Below are 25,534 nucleotides of genomic sequence, written 5' to 3' on the forward strand. Positions count from 1 at the left end.
TTATAAAACTAGACGCTATAATATAATCTTATTTTAGCAGATGCCAAAGGGAACCGTCCATACTTCCGCCGGAATCCGGCGCCGGATTCCACCGGTTATTTTCCGTCCGGATGTTGATCCTGCCGCTCGGTCAGCAGCCGCAGCACGAACGGCTTTATATCGATCATCCGGAGATGCTCCGGCTTTTGCCGGGTGCCTGCAATGAGGAGCGGGACGAGCGTCTCCTCCCGGCCGAGCGCCCCGTGTCCGCCGCCTCCATTATGCTTCGGCGAGCTTCGGTCTGCGAGCTCATAGCCTGGTTTTGCGGTTACAATTAAATAATCGCCATCGTGCGAGCTGAGCGCTGCGGATAACCGCCTGAAGCCGTCCGGGTAACGGTCATAAGCGATCCGCCCCGTCCGGGAATCGGCCTTCACGTCCAGCACGTCCAGGCTGCGTTCGGCCGTCCACTTCTGCCCATAGGGGTCGGCCAGTTTCCCGCCCGGCTTGAAACGCAGCTCCTTCTTCGTCTTCCCCTGCAGCACGTATATCCAGCCCCGTTCCTTCCAGGCCGCCAGATCGATCCGCGAATCCGCAGCAAGCTCTCCGGCCAGCGCCCGAAGCGTTTTGTCCGTGTTCATGCGATAGACGTACGCCATTGTTTCGTTGACGGCTGCGATTAAGCCCGTCCGGGCCGATACGGGTTCGCCTGGCCGCAGCAGCCGGTCGTCTTTAAATATGGCGCCGAGCTCCACAGTCGGCTTCTTCTCCGCCCTCATGATCGGCGTCATACCGCTGTCGCCCGCCACGATAATGATCGCCTTGCGCAGCGCTTCCTCCCGCGATCCGAAAGCCTGCAGCACCGTCGCAAGCTGGCCGTCCACCCGCTCGACCTCCTCCATCGCTCCCGGCCCTTTTCGATGAAGCTCTTGATCGAGATCGGGCAAATAGACGAACAGATAATCGGGCAGCTTGCCGGCCCGGATCAAATATGCCGCCGTCTCGGCCGAAAACCGGTTGTTCAGTCCAAACCGGTCGGCTGCCCCGTCCGGCAAATCGATCCGCTCCGCGAGCGGATTGGCCAGCGAACCTAATGCCAGCAAATCCGGGCCCTTCACCGGTATGCGCGACGGCAGGTGCGAAGGCGCGTGGAGCCAGGCCGGCAAAATCAGCTCATGACCGCTCGCCCCCCGGTAAATGAGGCCGTTGACCGAACCGGACGTCAGCCCCCGCCGGGCGAGCTCTTCATAGACGGTCGGGGTATGGCGGCTCAAGTGTTTGCCGTTCAGGCTGATCAAGGCGTCCTCGAGCACCGTTCCCGGCCCCTGTCTCAGCACCTCCATCGGTCCCGTGCCGTAGTTGATCACACGCCGTTCGGCGGCCGAATACCAGGTCAGGCCGGGAACGCGGTGCTTGTCCGGATATTCGCCGGTCTGCAGCGAACTGTCGATCGTGACGGACATCGTGGGAAACGAGCTGACCATATTCCGGTAATACTGGCCGTGCTCGGTCAAATACTGAAATGTCGGCAGGCGCTTCTGCCGGATGCCGGTATCGATCGTCTTCGGCATAAGGGAATCGACCAGAATCATGATAACCTTTTTCGTTTGTCCTCCTTGAAGAGAACGCACCCTTTGCAAATCCTGCTCCTTCATTTCGCCCGCCGGCTTTTGGCAGCCGAAACCGACCGCGCATGTCAGAAGCAGCAGCAGCGAAACGGTCAGCTTTTTCCTCATGCGAGTCCCTGCCCGTCCGTTTTGAAATCGACAAACACGCTTCCGTCAAACTGTAATTCGGCAAAAAAGACGTCCTTCACCGAGCTTGCGCCGCCGGATTTGATCTGCTGCTCGAGCCAGGCGCGGTCGATATTCAGCTCCTTGAGGCTTTTGGCTACGATTTTCCCGTCGACGATCAGCTCGGTCGGCAAATATAAGCGGCGGGACATCGGGACGCTCAAATCCTTTTTGGTGACCGTTTCCTCCTCCTGCTTCTTCAGCACGCTGAGCTTTCCGTTCGGCTCCAGAATCGCATAATCAACCTGCTTCACGGAAAACACGTCTTTATCCCGGAGCAGCATGGAGAGGTCATCCATGTTCAGCTTGTTCGAAGCCATCGCTTTCTTGACGATCTTTCCGTCTTTAATGACGATGGTCGGCTCGCCGTCGAGCAGCACCCGGACCTTCGGCGATTTCAGGTTGACATATTCGATGGTCATCGTCAGCAGCGCCCACAGCGTCAGCCCGGCGACGCCGTCGATGATTTTAATGTCCCGGTGGACGACCATATCGCCGGCAATATTGCCAAGCGCGATTCCCGTTATATATGTAAAAAACGTCATTTGGCTTAATTGTTTTTTTCCCAAGATGCGTGTAAGAATCAGCAGGACGAAAAAGCCCGTCAGCGTTCGCAGCGTCGTAATCCAGATCGTTTCCATAAGCCCACCTCCAAAAGCGAATAGTTGCGGCATGCTTTATTCTGGGCGCAGGCGCTTCCAATTATCCGCCGGGGGGTGAAAAAAATAACAGCCGCCGGCCGCGAATTTTCGCGGCCGGCGGCTGTTCCGCCCGGCTTACGTTCAGTCGTTCTCCAGCAGCTCGAGGACGACCTTCAACTGCTCGGTCCCGTCGAAATAAGCGTAGCGTCCGCCGGGATATTCGCCTTTTTGCAGCAAAGGAATGTTGTTTCGCTGCAGCAGCATCGTTTTTTCCTTCATGCCGTTGACGACGAACGCGATGTGATGGACGCCTTCGCCGTATTTGTCGAGATCGTGCCGCCAGGTGCTCGGCTCGTGATCCGGCTGAAGCAGTTCAAGCTCCAGGGACGGGCCGACCGTAAAGAAAGCGAGCCGGCATCTGGCTTTGGACGGGCTGCCCATATATTCCGTCTCGGCTTCCTCGTACGTGCCGGTCGTGACGAAACGGGGCTCGATGCCCAGAAATTCCGAATAGGCTTTCGCCGTTTTTTCAATGTCGTGCACCAAAATGCCGATTTGCGTAACCGTGTTCGTTTCAAGCGGTTTGCGGTCCATGTGGGTACCATTCCCTTCTGCGATTGAATGCATGGTTTATTCCGAATAGCCGAAGCGTTTGTTGAGCCTGAACAGAATGAGGATGATGATCATGGCGATAACGAGCAGAATCCAGGCCATCGCGGACGCATACCCCATCTTGAAATACTGGAACGCGGAACGGTACAGGTTGAGCGAATAGAACAGCGTCGAATTGTCCGGCCCGCCGTTCGTCATAATAAGCGGTTCCGCAAACCATTGAAAAATGCCGATGACGGATGTCACGACGTTGAACAGAATAACCGGCGACAGCAGCGGAAGCGTGATCGAGAACACTTTCCGGAAAAAGCCGGCTCCATCGATCGATGCGGATTCGTAAAGCGAATCGGGAATTTCCTGCAGTCCCGCCAAGTAAATGATGATGGCCGTTCCCGAGCTCCATACCATCATCAGGATGAAGGCGGGCTTCGCCCAAAGCGGGCTGGCCAGCCAGACCGGTCCGGTTAAACCGAAAAATCCGAGCACTTCGTTAATGATGCCGTTGTCCGGCTGCAGCAGCCAAATCCACAGGATGCTCGCGATGACGACCGGAACGAGCGTCGGAATAAAAAACACGACCCGCAGAAAGGAAAGCCCTTTGATTCCCTTGTTGTTCAGCAGCACCGCGATGGCGATTGCTGCCGCCGTCGAGCAGACGGTACCGAGACAAATCATGTAAAACGTGTTCGACAGCGATTTGTAGAACAACGGGTCGTGAAAAAGCGCGTTGTAATTGCCGAAGCCGATGAACTCCGATTTTTTGACGACGGAATAATCGGTCAGCGAATAATAGAACGAGATGACGATCGGGTACAGCTTGAAGGCGATCACGCCGATGATCCACAGCGAGATGAAGAGCATGGCGTTGCGAAAATCCCTTCGCGCGATGTTCATTTTTTTGTTCATTAGCCAGCCCTCCCTAGCCCTTGATCCCGGACATGGCGACGCCCTGGATGAAATATTTTTGCAGCAGGAAGAAGATTACGAGTACCGGCACGGTCATGGTAACCCCCAGCGCCATCAAAATATTCCACTTCGGATCGTACGTCCCCATAATGGACTGGGCGCCGAGGGACAGCGTATACAGCTTGTTGTCGCTCAGGAAAATCAGCGGTCCGATGAAATCGTTCCAGGTGCCCAGGAAGGCGAAGATGACGACGGTCGAGATGACCGGCTTCGCCAGCGGCATGATGATGCGGGCGTAAATTTGAAATTCGTTCGCGCCGTCGATCTTCGCCGAGTAAGAAAGCTCCTTCGGAATCCCGAGCAAAAACTGGCGAAGCAGAAAAATAAAGAACGGGTTGCCGAAAAAGCTCGGGACGATGAGGGGCAGAAACGTTCCGATCCAATGCAGATGGTGGAACATGATGAACAGCGGAATCATCGTCACCTGGTACGGCAAAATCATCGTAATCAGCACGATCATGAACACGTTGTCCCGGTATTTCCAGTCCAGCCGGGCGAATCCGTAGGCGATCAGCGTGTTGGATATAACTGCGCCGACGATATTCGGGATCAGGATGATGATCGTGTTTTTCAGATAAAGAAAAAATGGAAACGAGTTGAACATGTCCGCATAGTTCGACCACATGATCGTCTTCGGCCACCACCTCGTCGGAACCTCGAAAAGCTCCGACGGGGATTTCAGCGACTCCGACAGCAGCCAAAAGAACGGAACGATAAAACAGGCCGCAAGCGCAAGCAGCACAACATATAGAACGAACGTTTCGATTCCTTTCATGAAGGTTCCCGTTTGAAGTCGCATACAGCCCTCCTTGGCACTTCCGTTAATTTCAGGGCGTGCGGAAGAGCCTGTTACCCTTTATCTATTTCCGCTTGAAGTTTATCCTGCAGCGCCTGCAGCAGCGGCTTCGGATCCTTATTGTTGTAAATGACGTTGTCCATCAGCTGCGTAATCGCGTCGGACAGCTCTGAGGATACCGGCGACAGGCCCGGATGCCCGGAATTTTCGGATTTCGCTTCTTCGCGTTCGATTTTGTAAATCGGGTCGCCTTCTTTCGTCCAGGTCACCTCGTCAAACTTGTCGTCGGTGATCGGGATCGACCGCCACTGCGCGAAGTTGTCCATATTGACCTCCGGCGTCAGCGCGAATTTGACGAATTCGGCCGCCAGATCGGGATTTTTGGCCCCTTTCGGGATCATGAAGACGTTGGAGTACAGCGGCGAGCCGCCTTCCCGTCCGCCGGCCGGCACCGGAATTTTCGCGACCTTGTAATTCACCTTCGGCGCGTAAATTTTCAGCGCGTTCGTAAACCAGTTTCCCGTCACGGTCATGGCGATTTTGCCGGTCATGAACGGGTGGTCCGGGGAGAACATGCCGCCGAAGCCGGACGTAAACGATTTCAATTTTGCCGGATCGTATTTCTGCGCGTAGCTGTTCATCCATTTGAAGACGTTGACGCTCTTGTCGTCGGTCAGCTCCAGCTTCTTGGTCGCCGGATCGTAAATTTTGGACCCGAACATCCACAGCCACGTGAACGGATCCGCACCGCTGTCGACCCACGGGACAAATCCGAGGCGTTCGATTTTGCCGTTGTCGACCTTCGTCAGCTTCTCGGCGTATTGGTCCAGCTCTTCGATCGTTTTCGGCGGTTTATCCGGATCGAGTCCCGCTTCCTTGAACATATCCACGTTGTAGTACAGCAGCAGTACGTTCGAGTCCTGCGGCAGCAGGTACGTTTTGTCATCGTATTTCATGAGATCCTTGAAGCCCGGAAGCGCCTGGCTGCCGCTGTCGAAGCCGATGTCGGCCAGATATGGGTCCCAAGGCATCAACGAGTCTTCCGTTGCAAAATTGTAGCCTCGCGAAGGCGAGCTCGTTTCCACCAGGTCGGGCACGGTGCCGCCGGATATAGCCGCCAGCAGCTTGCCGTTCGAGAGGCCGCCGTCGGGCGCGATAAACTGCACGTCGACTTTAATGCCCGTTTTCTTCGTAAACGCTTCGATCCGGCCTTGATCCCACTTCTGCGAATCGCCGCTGAACGGGGACCAGTAGGTCAGCGTACGGCCCGCCTTCGAATCGCCCGATCCGCCGGTCGAGCCGGTATCCGTGCCGGAGCCCGTGCTGCCGCCCCCGCCGCCGCTCGAGCAGCCCGCAACCAGGCCCGTCGTCAACACAACCGCCGTCAGGACCGATACCGTTTTTCTCATTGTGGATCTCCCCCTTGTTTAGGCTCGTGTTTAATATTGAGAATGACGCCCAGCTGCTCGCCGCTGTCCACGAACGTGTAGCTGCCGCCCGGATATTCGCCGTAATGGCGTACCGGAATGCCCTTTTGCGCAAAATAACCGATCGTCTTCTCGCGGTCGTCCGTCATAAACCCGATATGATGCACGCCTTCTCCGTTAGTTTCCAAAAATTCCTTCCACGAGCTCGGCTCGTCGTCAGGCTCCGTCAGCTCAAGCACAAGCGGACCGAGATCGATTACGGCCAGCTTGGCCCGAGTAGAGGTCGGCCGGCCGCGGTACTGCGTGTTCGCTTCTTCGTGCGGAGGAATTTGAAAGATGCGCGGAACGTCGACGCCGAACAGCTCGGCGTAATGGCGTGCCGCCTGTTCAATGTCTTTTACAACCAAAGCAATCTGACAAATGGCTTCTTTTTTCAAAATCCCCAATATTCCCGCCCCCTTTTTCATCCTTAAAATAGTATTAGGACAGATTTCTAGAATTTTTAATAATCTATTCCATTTATTTCTCCTCCTTTTTCGTCTTCAACTCATACTATAATCATAACTGAGAATGTTTTCTCGCCATGCTTTGCTTAAATGATGGACATTTTTTGTTATGGGACCGTTTCCAAAGCGCGCAAAAAAAAGACCGCCGGCCGGAATACGGCGTATCGCCGTTCCGGGCCGACGGCCTGGAGGGAGAGCATTTCGTTTGCACGGGGGACGATGCCTCCGTTCAATCGAGTGACATGAATACGTCGTGGAAAATCATTTCCGCCGAATCGGAACGAATCAGCTCATTATTACCATGCTGCGATGCACCCGTCCGTACGCGGCTCCGTTCCGCCTGCCAGAACGCCGTGTTCGTCGCGCAAAATGATCTGGCCTCTGCCGAAGGTGCCCGACCCCGTTATCCGCTCGATATGATGCCCTTTCTCCTTCAGCGCCTCGACGACAGGCTCCGGAAAAGAAGCTTCGACATGGACCGTCTTGTCCTTGATCCACTGCCACCTTGGCGCATCCAATGCCGCCTGCGGATTAAGCCGAAAATCGATCATGTTCATCACGACCTGCACGTGGCCCTGCGGCTGCATAAACCCGCCCATGACGCCAAAAGGGCCGACCGCCTTTCCGTCTTTGGACAGGAACCCGGGGATGATGGTATGGTACGTTTTTTTGCCCGGTTCAAGCCGGTTGCTGTGACCCGGATCCAGCGAGAACGTATGCCCCCGGTTTTGCAGCGCGATTCCGGTGCCGGGAACGACAAGCCCGGACCCGAACCCCATGTAGTTGCTTTGAATGTAGGAGATCATGTTTCCTTCGCCGTCAGCGGCGGAAAGATAAACCGTCCCGCCCTTCGGCGGTTCGCCCGCCGCAGGCGACCCTGCCCGGCCGGTCATCAGTGCCCTTCGCTTCAGGGTATAGTCCTCCGACAGCAGCGCTTCGACGGACGCCGTCATCTTGTCTTGCTGCGTAATATAATGCAGTCCGTCGGCGAAGGCCAGCTTCATTGCTTCGATTTGGTTGTGAACCGTTTCCGCGTCGCCCTGCCCGGCGAAATCGAAGCCCTTCAAAAGGTTGAGCGCCATCAAAGCCACCATGCCCTGGCCGTTCGGCGGAATTTCCCACACGTCGAAGCCCCTGTAATTGACGCTCACCGGCGTCACCCACTCGGGCTCATATTCCGCGAGATCCGCGGCAGAGATGAACCCCCCGTACTGCTTGGAAAAGCGGTCGATTTTCTCGGCCAGCTCTCCGCGGTAGAACGATTCGGCGCCGCTCTCGGCAATCGACTGCAGCGTGCTCGCATGGCCCGGCGACCGCCATACCTCCCCAATCCGGGGCGCTCTTCCTTCCGGCGCAAACGTCTCGAACCAGCTTGAAAAGGGGTCGCCGGCCGTTTTCGCTTGTAAATGCCTGACGGCGGACGCCCAGTAATAGCCGAGCGTCGGCGTTAACGGATATCCTTGACGGGCGTATTCGATCGCCGGCCGCAGTGTTTCCGTCAAAGGCAGCTTCCCGAATCGTTCGGATAACGCCTTCCATGCAGCCGGCGCGCCGGGAACCGTAACGGGAATGAACCCGTAGACCGGCATTTCCGTATAGCCGGCCCGCTTCACCGCCTCGATCGAAATCGAGCGGGGCGAAGGACCGCTGGCGTTCAGCCCGTGCAGCTGGTCCTTAACCCACACCAAAGCGAAAGCGTCGCCGCCGATGCCGTTGGATGTCGGTTCGACAACCGTGAGGCATGCGGCGGCGGCGATGGCGGCATCGATCGCGTTTCCGCCTTTTTTGAGCATATCCAGCCCGGCTTGGGCGGCAAGCGGCTGCGAGGTCGCCACCATGCCGTTTTTGGCGTATACGGTATTTCTTCTTGAGGCATACGGATATTCGGACGGATTAAACTCCATGATCAATTCCTCCCGGGTTAACCCATTTTTATGGCCGCAGCTGCTTCTTCTTGAACCAGGTGACAGGAAACGTACTGGCCGGAACCGATTCGAGCCGGCGCGGGTGCCGCCGATTTGCACGCATCGACGGCCGACGGACATCTCGGGTGGAACGCGCACCCGCTCGGCGGGTTCGCCGGACTCGGCAAATCGCCCCGCAAAATGATCCGCTCCCTGACCGCCTTCGGATTCGCGACCGGAAGCGCGGAAAGGAGCGCCTTGGTATACGGATGGCCGGGGCTGCTGAACAGCTTCCGCTTGTCCGCGGTTTCCACCACGCGCCCCAGATACATGACGGCCACCCGGTCGCATATATGTTTGATGACGGACAAATCGTGGGAAATGAAAATGAGCGTTAACTGAAATTCTTTTTTTAAATCCTTCAGCAGATTCAAAATTTGAGCTTGAATCGATACATCCAGCGCTGAGACGGCTTCGTCGGCGATGATCAATTTCGGTTTGACGATGAGCGCCCGCGCAATGCCGATGCGCTGTCTCTGCCCGCCGGAGAAATCGTGCGGATAACGGTCCAAATATTCCTTCTTCAGGCCGACGATCTCGATCATCTCTTCGACCGCCCGGAGCCGCTCGCTTTTCGTTCCGATTTCATGCACGTTCAGCGGCTCCGTCAAGATTTGCCGGATCTTTTTTTTGGGATTTAGCGAGGCATACGGGTCTTGAAAAATGAACTGCACGTCTTTGCGCATTTTGCGCATCTCTTCTGCCGACAGCTTGGCTAAATCTTTGCCCTGGAAAAGAACCTGTCCTCCGGTCGGTTCGATCAGCCTGAGAATGCTCTTGCCCGTCGTCGACTTTCCGCAGCCGGATTCGCCGACAATGCCCAACGTTTCGCCTTCCGACACGTGCAGATCGACGCCGTCCACAGCCCGGACGTAACCGGCCGTGCGGCCCAGCAGCCCTTTTTTGATCGGAAAATATTTTTTTAAGCCTTTCACTTCCAGAAGCGGGTTATTCATCGGTCCGGTCCCCTTCCGTAAACAGCCAGCATCTGCACTTGCGGTTTCCTTGTTCCCGGAGCGGCGGCTGCTCCGCCAAGCATCGTTCCATAACCTTGCTGCAGCGCGGCGCAAACCGGCATCCATGCGGCATTTGGTGAACCATGGGCACGGAGCCCGGAATCGTATCCAAATATTCCTGGTCCTTCCCGATGTCGGGCCGCGACTCCATCAAGCCTATCGTGTAGGGATGCTTGGGATCCTCGAACAACGCGGCCACATCCGCCTCTTCCACCACCTGCCCCGCATACATGACGATCACCCTGTCGCACATTTCCGCCACGACGCCCAAATCGTGCGTGATGAGCATCACGGACGTTCCCGTCTTTTCTTTCAGCTCGCGGAGCAGGTCGAGAATTTGCGCCTGGATGGTCACGTCGAGCGCCGTTGTCGGTTCATCGGCGATAATAAGCTTCGGATTGCATGCCATGGCCATCGCGATCATGACCCGCTGCCTCATTCCGCCCGAGAGCTGATGCGGATATTCGCGGCAAATTTCCTCCGCCCGCGGCATCCCCACCGCTTTCAGCAGCTCGATGACTCTGGCTTTCGCCCGGTCCTTCGGCCATTTAAGGTGAAGCCGAATCGATTCTTCGATTTGCCGCCCTACGGGATGGAGCGGATTCAACGAGGTCATCGGTTCCTGAAAAATCATGGCGATTTGGTTCCCGCGAATGTCCCGCATCTGTTTGGCGGAACAAGCGAGCAGGTCCCGGCCGTCGAAGCGGATTCGTCCTTCCGCCTTCCCGTTTTCCGGTAGAAGCCCCATGATCGTCAGGCTCGTTACGCTTTTTCCGCACCCCGATTCCCCCACGATTCCAAGCGTTTCGCCGGGTTCGACGGAGAAGTCCACGCCGTCCACGACGGCCGCTTGACCGCGGTCCGTTTTGAAGGCGGTCCGCAAATTCCGAATTTCAAGCAAAGCGTTCATCCCGGTCGCCTCCTATTTCCTGGCCTTCGGATCCAGATAAAGCTGCAGTCCGTCGCCGAGCAGGTTAAAGCCGAGCACGACGATGAAGATCGCCGCCCCGGGGAAGTATGTCGCATAGGGAGCGGCGGTCACCAGGCTTTGAGCCTGATTCAGCATGCTCCCCCAGGACGGCGCGGGCGGCTTGACGCCCAGCCCGAGGTAAGACAGCGATGCCTCCGCCAAAATGGCCGATGCCATCGCGAGCGTCGTTTGAATGATGATCGGATTGATCGCATTGGGAAGAATGTGGCTGAACAGAATCGACCGGTTTTTGACGCCGACCGCTTTGGCCGCCTGGATATAATCCAGATTCCGGATCGCCAGCACCTGACCGCGGGTAATGCGCACGAAAGCCGGCGCGAACCCGATGCCGATGGCCAGCATGGCGTTGCCGAATCCCGAGCCCAATACGGCCGCGAGCGCAAGCGCGAGAATGAGAAAAGGAAAGGCCTGCATGGCGTCGACGGTGCGCATCACGACCCACTCGTCCCAGAACCCGCCGTAATAGCCGGACCGGAGCCCGATCGGAATGCCGATCGCCATCGCGATGCCGACGGAAATGAGGGCGGCTTTGATGGAAATTTGCGCGCCGTAAATGACGCGGGAGAAAATGTCCCGGCCCAGGTCGTCCGTGCCGAATAAATGGCTGGCGCCCGGCGGCTCGAGAATGTGGTTATAATCCTGTGCATTCGGATCGTACGGGGCGATTTGATGGGCGAAAACGGCGGTTAACACCAGCGCCAAAATAATGAAGGCCCCGAGCGCGCCCAGCCCCGAACGGAAAAATCGCCGGAATGGTCTCATGCTTCTCCCGCCTTTCCGAGTTTGATACGGGAATCGATCGCGGCATACAGCAGGTCGACGCACAGATTGACGATCACGACGAGCAGGGCCGAGACCAGAACGGCGCCCTGCACGGTAACGTAATCCCGTTTAAAGACGGATTCCACGATCAGCCGGCCGAACCCCGGTATCGAGAAAATGGATTCCGTAATGACGAGTCCGCCAAGCAGTCCCGCAACCAGCAGTCCGGACGTCGTCACGACGGGAATCATCGCGTTTCGAAGCACGTGTCCCAGGACGATTCGCGCCTCGCCCAAGCCTTTCGCTTTTGCGGTCCGCACAAAATCCATCGTGCTGACGTCAATCAAGCTTGACCGGAGCATCCTCATCAAGACCGCGGATTCCCGGACGCCCGTTGCGAAGCACGGCAAAATCATGCCGATCAGGTTTTGCGAAACGCTATGTGACAGAGGCGTATACCCGGAAGAAGGAAGCCAGTGATGTTTTACCGAGAAATAGATGATCGCCATGATGGCCAGCCAGAAGCTCGGAATGCTCATTCCGCCTAGTGCCGCGAACGAACCGGTGTAATCGACCCACGTCCGCTTCCGAACGGCCGCCAATATGCCGGCGGGAAACGCGATCAGAGCCGCGACGAGAAACGTCCCGATCGTCAGCTCGATCGTGACCGGCAGGCGCTGGGCGATCAGCGCCGACACGGGGACATGGTCCGTGATGGACATGCCCAGGTTGCCGTGCAGCACGCCGCCGAGCCAGCGAAAATACTGCACGATAAGCGGCTGATCCAGGCCCAGCTGATGCCGCAGCGCTGCGTAAGCTTCAGGCGTCGCTTCCTGCCCCAGGATGACTCGGGCGGGATCGCCCGGAATCAAATGAATCAAAATGAACGTCATGACGGACACCAAGAAGAGAATGGGTATGGTCAGCAGCAGTCTTCGGATGAAGAAAACCATCGAAACGCCTCCCTCCGGTGAATTCCGTTATTGCTTGTCCAGCCCTGCGGTGCGGATGATTCCGTCCGGGACGTATGTAAAGCCGGTCACTTTTTTGGAGAAGCCGAAAATGTTGTTTTGGTGGTAAATATAGCTGTATTCCACGTCATCGTGCAAAATATCCATCGCTTTGTTGTAATACGCCTTGCGTTTCGTCGGGTCCTGCTCCTGCCTTGCCTCGGTCGCCAGCTTGTCGACCTCCGGATTGGCGTAATGCGAATAGTTTTGCGAGCCCTTCGTCACGACGAAATCGTAGAAGTTTTGATCCGGGTCGGGGCGGCCGGACCAGCCGATCTGCAGCGCCTCGAAATTGCCGTTCGTCCCGTTTTCAAGCATTTGGCCAAACTCCACCTGCTCCAGCTCGACCGTGATGTTATAGGGCTTGAGCATATTTTGCAGCACCGCGCCGAACTGCTGGGCCGCCGTTCCCGTACCGACCTGGAATTTGAATGAAAATCCGTTCGGTTTCCCTCCTTTGGCAAGCAGCGCCTTGATCGCATCCGGATCCGGCTTCGCATATTTATCGGAGTCCCCGTAGGCGAGACTGCCCGGCGAGAACGGCGAATTGCCCGGGCTGGCGTAACCGTCGAACAGCACTTTGACGAAGGCGTCCCGGTCGATGGCCCGGTCGACGGCTTCGCGCAAATATTTGTTCGTGAACGGTCCTTTGGTCACGTTCAAATGAATGCCCTGGAAGCCCATTCCGCTTTCCGAGATAATCGTGAAATTAGCCGTATCGTCCTTGATGCTCGGAATCAGCTTGATGGCCCCGTTCAAATCGGATGCGATGTCAATCTGGCCCGACCGCAGGTTTTGGACCATAGCCGGTCCGTCGGTAAACACTTTGTAATTGATTTCGTCCAGCTTCGGCGCCCCGTTCCAATACGCGTCGTTTTTCTTCAGCGTCACGTGATCTCCCGATACGTGCTCGACGAAAGCGTACGGGCCGGTGCCGACAGGATGATTGACGAAGTCGTCGCCGTATTTCTTCACCGCGCTTGGCGAAGCCATCATGCCGGCGCGGTCCGTAAGAATGGAAAGAAACGGGGAGAAAGGCTGCGATAATTGAATTTTAACGGTATTCGCATCGACTGCGGTTACGCTGTCTACGAATTTCAGCTCGTTTTTGCGCCTCGAGTTATCTTCTTCGTACCGGTCGAGGTTAAATTTGACGGCATCCGCGTTGAAATCCGTCCCGTCCTGAAACTTGACGCCCTGCTTTAGCTTCAGCGTGTAAGTTTTGCCGTCCGGGCTGATTTCGTAAGACTCGGCAAGCATCGGAACGATTTTCCCGTCCTTGTCCAAATCGAACAATTTATCGAAAATGCTGTTTTGAACATACCGGTCGACAAGCGCCGACGAAGCATAGGGATCCAGGCTGGGCGGATCGGCGTTAATTCCGATATTGAGCACTTTGCCGCCCGCCGGCGCGCCGCTTGTTTCCGCCGGAGCCGATGACGGCGCCGAAGCCGCAGAGGATGAACCGGATGCGCCCGTATTGCCGGAACCGCCTCCGCTGCAGCCCGCCATCGTGAACATCGCGCCGACGACTACCGCGGCCAAAGCCGCTTGGAGCCTTTTTGTACGCATGAACATAACCTCGCTTTACGATAGGATATAAAAAGGAGCAAGCTATCGGATAAACTTCATGCGGGATTTCAGTACCTTCAGTTCCATGATGACATTCGTTTTGACGATCCCTTCGATGCGAAGCAGCTTGTCCCTGATGAATAACGAAAGCTCTTCGTTGTCTCGCGTAAACACCTCGATCATTAATTGATATTCGCCGGACGTTAACAAGACCAGCCTAGCCTCGTCCGTGTCGTTGAGTTCCCCGATCACGTGATCGAGCTTGTTCGATGCGACCGCGATCTGGATGATCGTCTGCATCCGGATGCCGGCTTTGATCGGGTTGACGACCCCCACCAGGCTCAGGATGCCGTCCTGCTGCATCTGCTGCACGCGCATGCGCACCGTGCGTTCGGTCACCCCCAATTGTTTGGCGATTTGCGTAAACGGATACCTCGCATTGTCTTGCAGAAACTGCACGATCCGATAATCCAGCTCGTCCAGATCGGCGTTAAGATTTTGTGTCCCGGATTCCTTCATGTTGGACCTCTTTCGTACTAAAGTAAATGATTTGGAACGGATTAAGGTCATTTTATCGAATTTTTAGTACGAATTTCAACCTTAATTATGATTTTAAGCGGGTATGAATTTTATGTCAATATAGTTTACATTAAAAAGTTGAATTTTGATGATATTGAATGGTTCATGCCATGATTTCACGATTTATGACAAAAATATACCCTAGAATGTCAGATGTACGTATGGAGATACTTTTTGAAAAACATTTCGCTTTGAACATATCGTTTAAAGCCCCGGTTTGTACGGACTTTGAATCGCATAAAAAAAGCCTTCGACGGAACCGGCAGATGCCGATTTCCGTTCGAAGACTTAGGGGCGGAAATTAATGCTGTGAGACCGCGGCGGCAATAGCGGGCTTGCGCAGATCGGAAGGCGAATAGCCTTTCACGAGCCGGAAGCACCGGTTGAAGGTCCGAATGCTGTTGAAGCCGCACTGGTACGCAATGTCGGTGATCGGCGCCTTGTCGCATACGATCATGTTCTCGGCCTTGTTGAGGCGGAGCATGTTTTGATACGCCTTCAAATTCATGCCGATCACCTTATTGAAGATTCGGGAAAAATAATACGGGCTGATGTTCATCGTCCGGGCGATTTCCTCGAGCGACGGGTTGTTCATCACATTTTTCTCGATATACCGCAGCGATTCCTGGACGAGCTTGATGCTGGAGTCGCTCTGCTCCCGCTTCGTTTCGCACTCCTGTTTCGGCAGATGCCTCAGCATCAGGCCGCACAGCTCGAGCAGCTTGCTTTTCGCAAACAGCTTATAGAAATCGCGATGGTCGTTCATTTCCCGAAAGAGGCTGTGGAACAGCGCTTTCATGTTGTCGTAAACGTCGCGGTCAAGTCCCCCCGGCTGCCCGACGGATTTGGCCTCGATAAACGGGCTGTTGAAAATATGATTTTTTTGCCACGTTCCGTAGCCATCGATATATTCAGGCAAACATTTGATCAAGATGACCGAATTGCTGATCTCCGAAGAGAAAAAGTGGATATCGTTGCTGCAGCAGATTCCGATATCGCCGGCCTGCAAAACCCGCTGCTCCTCATTGATTCCCATTTGAACCGCGCCTTCGATCACGTAAACCAATTCCACGTCGACATGCCAATGCGCAAGCGCATGAAGGTCCGATAAAATACAAATGTCCATTTGGATCTCTTCGTATTGATTCTGGACCTCAAAGGCGGCTTTCATACACTCTCCTCCTCAGTAAACATGGTTGTCTGCTTACATCAAAAAAAGAATGCGTTTACATTCTGACATTATATCGGGGCCGCCCCGATTTGTCAAAGCGGCTCCTACAGGTTGTCGGCCCGGTTATCCGGATGTTGGATGCCTGGCGGCTGCATGCTTCGGATTGGCATCCGGTGGCGAAGCGGGTCAAACGGTTGATGCGATTGCGCGGAAGTCATTTGGGGCCCGAAACGATCGACATGGTTAGCGAGCGTTATTTTGCCAGCCGGGTTCGGACGTACAAGCCCCCGTCCGGCGCAATGCGAAACTGCACCTCGCCGTCCGTGTCCGTCCGGCGCACGCGAATGCCGGCTTCCCGCAGCCGGCCGGTCACCGCGGCGTTCGGATGTCCGTAAATGTTGTTCCGGCCAACGGAAATGACCGCCGTCTGCGGATGCCAATACGCGAGCCACTCAGCCGTCGTCGACGTTTTACTCCCGTGATGGGATACCTTCATCACGTCGACCGGCGGCTGCGGAAGAAGCGGCGGCCGCAGTGATGCCGCCCGGGCAGCGGGCGAGCCGGCGGCGGGTGGGCCGCCTGCGGGCGAGCCGGCGGCGGCCTGACGCGGCAGGGAAGCACCTGCCGCGGCATCGCCGCGATTGGCCGGCGGGCCGGCGGATGCGGCCGCGCCGGATTGAGGCGGCGGCCCGGCAGACACGGCCATGCCGGACTGCGGCGGCAGCCCGGCGAGCAGCCGCCGTTCCTCGGCCGCATCGGCATCGCCCGTCAACAGAAAGGTGCGGCCATAAAGCTCCAGCAGAAGCGCAACGCTTTGGCCGTTCTGCTCTTCGACGGTCGGAACCGCTCCCTCTTGTCCGGCCGGCTGAATCGCATCCGCTCCGCCGATGACCGTCAAACGGGAGCGCGCATCCATGCTCCAGCTTTGTCCGGCGGACGCTTTGAACAGCGGAATTCGCTTGCCGACTGCGGCTTGCAGCAGCCGGACGGCGTCGTCCGACGGCTTAACGGTTCCGTTCCACATGATACCCCGGACGGGGATCGTATCCACGACTGCCAGCGCGCCTTTAATATGGTCGCTGTCAAGATGGGACAGCACGAGCAGGTCGATGGCATGGACGCCGCGCTTCTGCAGCAGCGGCACGACGACCTTGCGCCCGACCTCGAACGGGTCGTGCCTTTCCCTCCACTGCTCGTCCGGTTTGCGAAAGACGACTGCCCCGCCGCCGTCGACCAGTATCGTTTTGCCGGCCGCCGACCGGATCAGAATGGAGTCGCCCTGCCCGACATCAAGAAACGACACCGAGGCGCTGCGGCTCGCCCAATCGGGGAAATACGCGAAGACCAGCAGCGCAGCCAGGAGGATCGCGGCGCCGGCCGCGGTCGCCCGATGAATGCCGCTCTTGCGATGAACCGCCGGGAATAACGGGGCGCAGATCGCTTTGGCGGCTGCGGGCGCAGCCGGCTGTCCGCCCCTTAACGGCTGCGTCCCGCCGATCGGGTCGGCGCCTGCATGGGCCAAGTTCAGCGAAGCGCCGCTTATCCCGGCCGCCGCAAACGCAGCCTCCTGTCCGGCCGGTAGCGGCTGCGTGCCGGCCGAGCCGGTACCGCGAGCGTCGAGACGCAGATCTGCGGCGCCGGCATGCTGCCGCCTGCGCTTCGCAGCCGGCGAAAGCAGCGGCGCGGTCGTTGTGTCCTCCGCCGGGACCGTTAGTTCGTCCGGCGCCTGGTGCGGGTTCGAGGAGGCTGCGGCCGGCCTGCCGGCAAATCGGCCGAGTGACGCGATCGTCAGCGCGATCGCCGCATACATCGCGGCAATCCACCAGACGGGCGGTGCAGCCCATATAAGCCGAAGAGGCTGAATGGCACTCAACCGCTCGATTAAGCCGAAGGTCAGCTCGTTTGCGGCCGATGCGGCCAATGCGATCAGACGGCCGGCCGGATGCCACAGCGCGTCTAGCAGAAGCGCTCCGCCGCCCAGCGGCATAACAATGAAGCTGATAAACGGCACAAGTATGAGATTCGCCGGAAGCGACAGCAGATGGAACTGATTGAAATAATAAACGGTTAGCGGAAACGATACCGCCTGCGCGATGACGCTGACCGCCACGAGATCGTACAGCGGCTTCAGCCTGCCGCCCGCCGGAAACAGCCGTCGCACCGGCGGCACGCCCAAAATAAGGCCGGCGGTCACCAGAAAGGACAGCTGGAAGCCGACGTTTTCCAGCATATACGGGTCCCATGCCAGCATAAACAACGCAGCCGCGGCGAGCAGATGCAGGCCGTCCTTCAGACGGTTCATGCGAGCGGCGGCAAGGCCGAGAACCGCCATGAGCCCCGAGCGGACGACGGACGGCGAGCCACCCGCAAGCAGTACGTACAGCGGTACTCCCGCCATCATAACGGCGAGCGTCCGTTCGCGCGTCAAGCGAAGCAGCTTCAGCAGCGCGCCGAGCACATACAGAAAAACGGCCACATGAAGGCCGGAAATGGCCAGAATATGCGTCAGTCCGAGCTGCGAGAAGCGGCGGTACAAATCGGGATCGAGGTCGTCGGCGATGCCGAGCACGAGCCCTTTCATGTAGCCGGCCTGTTCGGCCGGGAACAGCCGCTCCATCCGGCTGCCGAGCGATGCGCGGGCATCGTCGATCAGGCCGAGCAGCGACGCCGCCTGCAGCCGCGGGCCGGCGTGCGCCGAGACGGCCGATGCACCGCCGGCCTTCAGCAGCCAGTGGATGCGCTGGCTGCGCAAATAGCGGCGGTAATCGAAGCCGTCGAAATTGGTCGGCCCTGCGGGCCGCTCTAGCTCGCCGGCGACGCGGACCCGGTCGCCGCGCCGCCAGCCGGCCGCCGCGGCAAGCTCCGCCCGCTCGGCGAGCCGCACCTGTACGAGCAGGCGCTCGCCGCCCAGCCGCCGCGGCGCCCGCTCGTCCCGGACGCGGACGGTATCCGCCGTCACGCGGAACTGCACGCGGTCGCCGTCGATTTGAACGGCGGACGCGATCGTCCCTTCGGCTTCGGCGGGGAAAGACGGCGCAGCCGAAGGTCCCGCCGCCTCGGCGGCGGCGAGCAGGTCCGTGAGCGCGGTCGCGTTGCGCGCGTCCGACCAAGCGCGTTCCCCTGCCGCGAGGCCGTATGCGGCCAGGCAGGCAAAGGCGAGCGGCCGGCCGATCCGCCCGCCCAGCGCCGCCGCGAGCAGCGCAAGCGCAAATCCCACGCCGGCAAACACCGTCCCGGTCATGGTCAGCGCAGCCGCCGCCAGGCTCCCCGCCACCCAGCAAATCGCAAATGCAACGAGCGGTCTTTGCTTCATTGAACAGTTCCTCCGTTGACGAAAAGTTTCCTTTAAATCAAAAAAACCTCCGGCGCGTCATCTTAGACGCTGGCCGGAGGTTCTTCCCCGCTTGCCCTGCTGATTTGTGTTTACGAAATCACATTCATGCCCGCCTGCGCCGGCGGCTCGTAGCCGGCCAGCGTCCGGAACGTTATCCCTTTCTGTGCCATCAGGTCCGCGACCTTCTCGCTGTCCTTCGGATAGGGCCGGTGATAGACGATTTCGTTAATGCCGCTGTTCGCCAGCATGTTGGCGCATGTCCAGCAGGGCTGGTCGGTGACATATACGGTCGACCCTTCACGGTCGATCCGGTCTGTGAAAAGAAGCAAATTTTGCTCGGCGTGAATCGTCCGGATGCAGCGCTGCTTCCGGATCATTTTCTCCTCTCCGCCGCTCGTTTCGACCTCGACTTCCTCCACGATCATACAGCCCGCTTCCGAGCAGTCCGCCACGCCCATCGGGGCTCCGTTATAAGCCGTTCCCAGCAGTTTTTTTCCCTGCACGAGCACGGCTCCCACATGTCTTCTCGGGCAGCGCGACCGGGTTGATACCATATAGGCGATATCCATGAAATAAGTGTCCCAATCCTTGCGTGCGCTGTCTTGCGATTGTGCCGCCATCGGTTCGAATACGCTCCTCTTGTGTTGTTTAATCGCGTGCCGGCTTCTGCCAGCATAGTTGTAAATGTGCAAAAAGCATTCAGCGCCGGTGTTTGCGGCTTCAAATAAACGCTTTAGCAGCCTTATTGAAAATACGCGGGGGAACTTCCTCCTTAAAGCCGCCTGCGCCTTAGGAGAAACCGCAAACGGAAATCGGACTCCCGCTGCAGCATCCGGTTCATCGTCGTCTCGCGCGTACAGCTTTTATTGTCGCATATTCACGGGCCGGCGACAATGAAGGGCTTTATTTTGTCCAGCAGCTTAGGCCCGATTCCCTTCACGCGCAGCAAATCGTCCGCGGACCGGAACGGTCCGTTCCGATCCCTTTCGTCGACAATGGCCTTCGCTTTCGACTCGCCGATTCCGGGCAGCGCGTCGAGCTCGGGCTCGGCTGCGCGGTTGATATCGATTCGGCCCTCGTTCCCTGCCGCGGGAGACTTCTCGCCATCGGAACCTGCAGCAGGTTCACCGACGGCAGCGCTGGAACCTGACGGCCCTCCGACACGAGAAGCTTGATCAGAACGGCCGCTTTCATGCAAGCCCACAGAGACGGCGCCATCCTGAGTGCCAGCGGCCGAGCCTGCACCGCTTCCGACGCCTGGGCCGGCATTCCCGCCCGCATCGGCTTTCCCACCCGTGCCGGCATTCCCATCCGCATCGGCATTCCCACCCATGCCGGCATTCTCACCCGCATCGGCTTTCCTTCCCGCTTTCACCGCGTCAGTCTGCGCCGCGGTCTCAGTCTCCTGCACTTCAAGTGCGCCTGAAGCGGCTTTCCCCGCATCGTCCAGCCGCTCCAGCGCCTCCGCGACTTGCCCGTTAACCGGCTGCCAGCCGGGCGGCTCATAGGCATTCCGCTGCAGCAGCAGCGCGGTGGCCAGCATGACAGCACCGATTGCAAGGATGACGAGTGAAATGAGCGCCGGTTTATCCCGCCGGCCCAGCCGCTTGTTGAACATCTGCATGTTCGAGCCTCCCATTCGAAATCGTTAATTTTTCTTCTCTTTCCGTCAAAACCCGGGTTATCTGGCCATGCTGCCCCGCATATTGTAGTAAGAGCGCTTGGGCGTCCGCCGGTTTCGACAAGCAGCAGGCGGCAGTACGCATCAAGCCGATCCGTCCATATGCGCGTACCCCCGATTAGCGGCTCGAGCCGAAAGCCGGGACACCTTACGCGCAACGTCAGGGAGGAATTGTGATGAATGTCGGTTTTATCGGAATCGGAAGCATGGGCAGCCTGCTAATCGAGGCCTTTATCGGCTCGGGCGCGCTCGAACCGTCGCAAATAACGGCCAGCAACCGTACATTTGCCAAAGCGGAGCGGCTCGCCTACCGGCATTTCGGCCTGCGTGCCGTCCCTACGAACCGCGAAGCGGCCGAAAAACGCGACATGATTTTCTTATGCATCAAGCCCCACGAATATAAAAACGTGATCGAGGATTTGCGCGGCGTGCTGGAGCCGCATCAGCTGGTGATCTCGATCACGAGCCCGGTGCTGCTCGACCAGCTCGAAGAGCTGCTGCCGTGCAAAATTGCCAAGGTCATCCCGAGCATCACGAACTATTTGTGCTGCGGCTCGACGCTGTGCATGTACGGCAGCCGGGTAACGGCCGCCGACCGGGCGCAGCTGAACGGTCTCCTGGCCGCGATCAGCGAACCGCTTGTTATCGACGAAAAACATACCCGGATCGTCTCCGACCTGTCCAGCTGCGGACCCGCTTTCATGGCCTTCGTGCTGCAGCGGTTCGTTGACGCCGCCGTCGAGGAAACCGGTATCGACCGCAGCGAAGCCCTGCTCATCGCCAGCACGATGCTGCTCGGCACCGGCCAGCTGCTTACCGAGGGCGGCATGACGCCTGAGGAGCTGCAGGCGCGCGTCGCCGTTCCCGGCGGCATTACCGCCAAAGCGCTGGCGCTGCTGGAACGGGAGCTGGACGGTGTCTTCAATGCCGTCATCAAGACGACCCATGCGAAATACCGCGACGATCTGGAGCATTTGGCCGTCGCCTTAAACAGCAAAGAGGTGAACGGCTCTTAACGCATGCTTTGCGTTAAGAAGCCCTCACCTCTTTGTCTATTTTTTGCCGCATGCAGCCGAAGCGGCGTCAGTTCGCGACAATATTGACGAGCTTGCCTTTGACGGCAATGACTTTGCGCACCGTTTTACCGGCGGTCGCTTCCTTGACCTTCTCCGACCGCTTCGCGGTCTCCTCCATCTCCGGGGCTTCCATGTCGGCCGGAATCGACAGGCGATCGACGATTTTACCGTTTACCTGCACCACGATTTCGATCTCCTGATCGACCGTCCACGCCTCTTCATAAGACGGCCACGGCTCGTAGGTCACCGATTCGCCATGGCCTAACTTCGCCCACAGCTCTTCGGCGATATGCGGCGCGAGCGGCGACAGCATTTGCACGAAATGCTCCATCGCCTTCCGCGGCAGCGTTTCCGCTTTGTACGCATCGTTGACGAAAATCATCAACTGGCTGATCGCAGTGTTAAACCGCAGATGCTCGTAGTCGTCGCCAACCTTCTTGATCGTCCGGTTCCATGTGCGCTTGAACGATTCGGCCGCTTCGCCGTCCGCAATGCGCGGGTTTAGCCCGCCGTCCTCGCCGACGAACAGCCGCCAAACGCGGGCGAGGAACCGGGACATGCCCTCCACGCCGTTCGTATTCCACGGCTTCGTCGCCTCAAGCGGCCCCATAAACATTTCATACATCCGCAGCGTGTCCGCCCCGAATTCGCCGACGATATCGTCCGGATTGATCACGTTGCCGCGCGATTTGGACATTTTCTCGTTGTTCGTGCCGAGAATCATGCCCTGGTTAACCAGCTTATGGAACGGCTCTTTCGTCGCGACGACGCCAAGGTCGTACAGCACCTTGTGCCAAAAACGCGCATACAGCAAATGGAGCACCGCATGCTCCGCGCCTCCGATGTACAGATCGACCGGCAGCCATTCCTTCTGCTTCTCCGGCGAGCAAAGCTCCTTGTCGTTATGCGGGTCGATAAAACGCAGGTAATACCAGCAGCTCCCCGCCCACTGCGGCATCGTGTTCGTCTCGCGGCGCGCCTTCATGCCGGTCTCCGGGTCCACCGTCTCGACCCATTCCTTCACGTTGGCCAGCGGCGATTCGCCCGTTCCCGACGGCTTGATCTGCTCGACGTCCGGCAGCCGAAGCGGCAGCTGGTCCTCCGGCACCGGCTTCATCGTGCCGTCCTCCAGATGCAGGATCGGGATCGGCTCGCCCCAATAGCGCTGGCGGCTGAACAGCCAGTCGCGCAGCCGGTACGTCACCTTCCCCTTGCCCCTGCCGCTCGCTTCCAGCTTTTCGATCATCCGTTTGATGGCAGCTTCGTTATGCAGCCCGTTCAGAAAATCCGAATTCACGTGCGGGCCGTCGCCGGCGAACGCTTCCTTCGACAGATCGCCGCCCTGCACGACCTCAACGATCGGCAGCTCGAACTGCTTGGCGAATTCCCAGTCGCGCTGGTCGTGCCCCGGCACCGCCATAATGGCGCCCGTGCCGTAGCCGGCCAGCACGTAATCGGCGATCCAAATCGGCACCTTCGCGCCGTTAACCGGATTGACCGCGTACGCGCCGGTAAAGACGCCGGTTTTGTCCTTCGCCAAATCCGTCCGCTCGAGATCGCTCTTGCGCGCCGCCGCTTCCCGGTACGCTTCAACCGCAGCTTTCTGCTCCGGCGAAGCGATTTTCTCCACCAGCTCGTGCTCCGGCGCAAGGACGCAGTACGTGGCGCCGAACAGCGTGTCCGGACGGGTCGTAAAGACGACGAGCGACTCGTCGTACCCGTCGACCGCAAACGTCACCTCCGCGCCCTTCGATTTGCCGATCCAGTTGCGCTGCATGTCCTTGATGCTCTCGGACCAGTCCAGCTCTTCGAGATCCTCCAGCAGCCGTTCGGCATATTCCGTAATTTTCAGCACCCATTGGCGCATCGGCTTGCGGATGACCGGATGGCCGCCTCGTTCGCTGAGGCCGTTGATCACTTCCTCGTTCGCAAGCACCGTCCCGAGCGCGGGGCACCAGTTCACGGGCACCTCGGCAACATAGGCCAGTCCCTTCTTATACAGCTGGATGAAAATCCACTGCGTCCATTTGTGATAATCGGGATCGGTCGTACTGAATTCCCGGTCCCAGTCGTATGAGAAGCCGAGCGATTTGATCTGGCGGCGAAAGTTGTTGATGTTCTTCACCGTAATGTCGCGCGGATGCTCGCCGGTATCGAGCGCGTGCTGCTCCGCCGGCAGTCCGAACGCGTCCCAGCCCATCGGATGCAGCACGTTATAGCCGCGCATCCGTTTGTAGCGGGATACGATGTCCGTTGCCGTATAGCCTTCCGGATGGCCGACGTGCAGCCCGGCCCCAGACGGATACGGGAACATGTCGAGCGCATAAAATTTCGGTTTGTCCGGGTCTTCTTTCGTTTGAAACGTCTTGTGCCGATCCCAATATTGCTGCCATTTCGGCTCCAGCTCCTGCGGACGGTAGCCAAATTCCTGACGATCCTGCGCCATCTTCTTGTCCTCCCTGATCTTGACGAAAATGCAAAAAACCTCCCGCCCCCAGCGTTAACGCTAGGGACGGGAGGACTCGTCTCCCGTGGTACCACCCTAGTTAGCGGCAGGCATGCTTTGCCGCCGCTCACTCGAAGCCCTTATCGCGGGCGAAACGGCGCGTTTCGCGGCGGCGGACGACGGTCTGCGGCCAGTTTGACGCGCGGCTCCAAGGCGAGTTCGTCTCCGCGCCGGACCGGCTTGCACCAACCGCCGGTTCTCTGATCCGGGCGCGTTAAAACTACTGCTCCTCTTCAAAGCCTGCATTAAAAAATGTTAGTTCGATTATAAAAAAGCGTTTGCGGCCTGTCAAGCGCGGACCGCCCGAATTATTTCACCGCGGCGAAAAAAATCCGTTCCGATTCGGCGTTCGGCGGCTCCAGCCGGAAGTCGGCATAGATTTCGATGTTCCCGAAGCCCGCTCTGGCCAGCGCGCCGCGGAGCCAAGCCGGTTCATACGCCCGCTGCACGTGCGTTTCCTCGATCCGGGCATACCGCGCGTCGCGCGACTCGCCCTCGCGGGCGAAAATCGTCAGTTTATGCTCGATTTCGGTCCGCTCCCGATCGAGCTCGCACGTCCATATATAAGCGATATCGCGTTCGTCCAGCACGAAGGGCTGTTCGCCGGCGTAGCGCGCGAGCGTCCGCGGAGCGTGAACGTCGAACAGAAAAACGCCTCCGCTCTTCAACTGTCCGTACGCGGCCCGGAACGCCGCCTCGACGTCGTCCTCCTCCGTCAAATAATTGACGCAGTCGCAGAACGAGATGACGGCGTCGACCGGCTGCGGAAGCTCCCAGTCGCGCATATCCTGCTGCAGCCAGCGGATAGAACCCTCCTGCGTGCGGAACGTATGCTGCGGCGAGGCGTCCCATTTGTTGCGTCCGATCGTCAGCATTTCCGCCGACAGATCGATGGCGTAAACGTGAAAGCCCGACCGCGCCAGCGGAATCGACAGGTTGCCCGTCCCGCAGCCCAAATCGGCGATCGTCTTCGGAACGCCATACCGTTCCCAGCAGGATCTGGCGAAACGCATCCATTCAGGGTAAGGCATATCCTCCATCAGACGGTCGTACACAGCCGCGAATTGCCGGTAAGCATGCATCGATGTCATCCTCCCATGATGTAAAATCGTTCACCGGTCATGACGGGCATTTGTCCCGCACTGCCGGCTT

General features: G+C 58.2%; 21 protein-coding genes and 1 other annotated feature. Of the genes, 1 reads left to right on the forward strand and 20 read right to left on the reverse strand.

Annotated elements, in window-relative coordinates; translation table 11 throughout:
• Positions 1 to 95: 95 nt before the first annotated feature.
• The 18 genes from PD282_RS17660 to PD282_RS17745 form a co-directional block, all read right to left on the reverse strand.
• Positions 96 to 1,715, reverse strand: a complete 1,620-nt coding sequence (locus tag PD282_RS17660) for an alkaline phosphatase family protein (protein ID WP_274651959.1) — start codon at positions 1,713 to 1,715, stop codon at positions 96 to 98.
• On the reverse strand, positions 1,712 to 2,413 hold the full coding sequence (locus PD282_RS17665; RefSeq protein ID WP_274651960.1) for a DUF421 domain-containing protein: 702 nt from the start codon (positions 2,411 to 2,413) through the stop codon (positions 1,712 to 1,714). The genes PD282_RS17660 and PD282_RS17665 overlap by 4 nt, the downstream gene beginning before the upstream one ends.
• A gap of 141 nt (positions 2,414 to 2,554) precedes the next feature.
• Complete coding sequence (locus tag PD282_RS17670; RefSeq protein WP_274651961.1) at positions 2,555 to 3,007, reverse strand: VOC family protein; 453 nt, start codon at positions 3,005 to 3,007, stop codon at positions 2,555 to 2,557.
• Positions 3,008 to 3,043: 36 nt separating this feature from the next.
• Positions 3,044 to 3,931, reverse strand: a complete 888-nt coding sequence (locus PD282_RS17675) for a carbohydrate ABC transporter permease (protein WP_274651962.1) — start codon at positions 3,929 to 3,931, stop codon at positions 3,044 to 3,046.
• Positions 3,932 to 3,944: 13 nt separating this feature from the next.
• The gene (locus PD282_RS17680) at positions 3,945 to 4,790 is read right to left on the reverse strand and encodes a carbohydrate ABC transporter permease (RefSeq protein WP_274651963.1); all 846 of its coding nucleotides are present in this window, start codon (positions 4,788 to 4,790) and stop codon (positions 3,945 to 3,947) included.
• Between the two features lie 50 nt (positions 4,791 to 4,840).
• On the reverse strand, positions 4,841 to 6,196 hold the full coding sequence (locus tag PD282_RS17685; protein WP_274651964.1) for an ABC transporter substrate-binding protein: 1,356 nt from the start codon (positions 6,194 to 6,196) through the stop codon (positions 4,841 to 4,843).
• On the reverse strand, positions 6,193 to 6,660 hold the full coding sequence (locus PD282_RS17690) for a VOC family protein (RefSeq protein WP_274651965.1): 468 nt from the start codon (positions 6,658 to 6,660) through the stop codon (positions 6,193 to 6,195). The genes PD282_RS17685 and PD282_RS17690 overlap by 4 nt, the downstream gene beginning before the upstream one ends.
• 356 nt (positions 6,661 to 7,016) lie before the next feature.
• Positions 7,017 to 8,624 (reverse strand): gamma-glutamyltransferase family protein, encoded by a 1,608-nt coding sequence (locus PD282_RS17695; RefSeq protein ID WP_420832307.1) that lies wholly within the window; start codon positions 8,622 to 8,624, stop codon positions 7,017 to 7,019.
• Between the two features lie 17 nt (positions 8,625 to 8,641).
• Positions 8,642 to 9,640: an ABC transporter ATP-binding protein gene (locus PD282_RS17700; RefSeq protein ID WP_274651966.1), complete on the reverse strand. Its 999-nt coding sequence runs from the start codon at positions 9,638 to 9,640 to the stop codon at positions 8,642 to 8,644.
• Positions 9,633 to 10,610 (reverse strand): ABC transporter ATP-binding protein, encoded by a 978-nt coding sequence (locus tag PD282_RS17705; RefSeq protein WP_274651967.1) that lies wholly within the window; start codon positions 10,608 to 10,610, stop codon positions 9,633 to 9,635. The genes PD282_RS17700 and PD282_RS17705 overlap by 8 nt, the downstream gene beginning before the upstream one ends.
• A gap of 12 nt (positions 10,611 to 10,622) precedes the next feature.
• Complete coding sequence (locus tag PD282_RS17710) at positions 10,623 to 11,453, reverse strand: ABC transporter permease (protein ID WP_274651968.1); 831 nt, start codon at positions 11,451 to 11,453, stop codon at positions 10,623 to 10,625.
• Positions 11,450 to 12,406, reverse strand: a complete 957-nt coding sequence (locus PD282_RS17715) for an ABC transporter permease (RefSeq protein WP_274651969.1) — start codon at positions 12,404 to 12,406, stop codon at positions 11,450 to 11,452. Before PD282_RS17715 ends, PD282_RS17710 begins: the two co-directional genes overlap by 4 nt.
• Before the next feature lie 27 nt (positions 12,407 to 12,433).
• A complete protein-coding gene (locus PD282_RS17720) occupies positions 12,434 to 14,035 on the reverse strand; it encodes an ABC transporter substrate-binding protein (RefSeq protein ID WP_274651970.1) in 1,602 nt (533 codons plus the stop codon).
• A 42-nt stretch (positions 14,036 to 14,077) separates the two neighbouring features.
• Positions 14,078 to 14,554 carry an Lrp/AsnC family transcriptional regulator gene (locus tag PD282_RS17725; protein WP_274651971.1) on the reverse strand — a complete coding sequence of 159 codons (477 nt, stop codon included), beginning with the start codon at positions 14,552 to 14,554 and terminating at the stop codon, positions 14,078 to 14,080.
• A gap of 361 nt (positions 14,555 to 14,915) precedes the next feature.
• Positions 14,916 to 15,785: an AraC family transcriptional regulator gene (locus tag PD282_RS17730; protein WP_274651972.1), complete on the reverse strand. Its 870-nt coding sequence runs from the start codon at positions 15,783 to 15,785 to the stop codon at positions 14,916 to 14,918.
• 253 nt (positions 15,786 to 16,038) lie between these two features.
• Entirely contained in the window at positions 16,039 to 19,098 is a 3,060-nt protein-coding gene (locus PD282_RS17735; protein ID WP_274651973.1) for a ComEC/Rec2 family competence protein, read from the reverse strand.
• Positions 19,099 to 19,208: 110 nt separating this feature from the next.
• On the reverse strand, positions 19,209 to 19,739 hold the full coding sequence (locus tag PD282_RS17740) for a deoxycytidylate deaminase (RefSeq protein ID WP_274651974.1): 531 nt from the start codon (positions 19,737 to 19,739) through the stop codon (positions 19,209 to 19,211).
• 257 nt (positions 19,740 to 19,996) lie between these two features.
• On the reverse strand, positions 19,997 to 20,743 hold the full coding sequence (locus PD282_RS17745) for a helix-hairpin-helix domain-containing protein (RefSeq protein WP_274651975.1): 747 nt from the start codon (positions 20,741 to 20,743) through the stop codon (positions 19,997 to 19,999).
• 233 nt (positions 20,744 to 20,976) lie between these two features.
• Here PD282_RS17745 and comER point away from each other — a divergent pair, with 233 nt between their 5' ends.
• Positions 20,977 to 21,816 carry a late competence protein ComER gene (gene comER, locus PD282_RS17750; protein WP_274651976.1) on the forward strand — a complete coding sequence of 280 codons (840 nt, stop codon included), beginning with the start codon at positions 20,977 to 20,979 and terminating at the stop codon, positions 21,814 to 21,816.
• Between the two features lie 67 nt (positions 21,817 to 21,883).
• Here comER and leuS read toward each other — a convergent pair whose 3' ends face one another.
• A complete protein-coding gene (leuS, locus tag PD282_RS17755) occupies positions 21,884 to 24,322 on the reverse strand; it encodes a leucine--tRNA ligase (protein WP_274651977.1) in 2,439 nt (812 codons plus the stop codon).
• A gap of 59 nt (positions 24,323 to 24,381) precedes the next feature.
• Positions 24,382 to 24,628, reverse strand: a binding site (T-box leader).
• Between the two features lie 62 nt (positions 24,629 to 24,690).
• Complete coding sequence (locus PD282_RS17760; protein ID WP_274651978.1) at positions 24,691 to 25,464, reverse strand: class I SAM-dependent DNA methyltransferase; 774 nt, start codon at positions 25,462 to 25,464, stop codon at positions 24,691 to 24,693.
• Positions 25,465 to 25,534: the final 70 nt, after the last annotated feature.

Origin of the sequence: Paenibacillus humicola (genome assembly GCF_028826105.1) — a bacterium.
GTDB classification, from domain to species: Bacteria; Bacillota; Bacilli; order Paenibacillales; family Paenibacillaceae; genus Paenibacillus_Z; species Paenibacillus_Z humicola.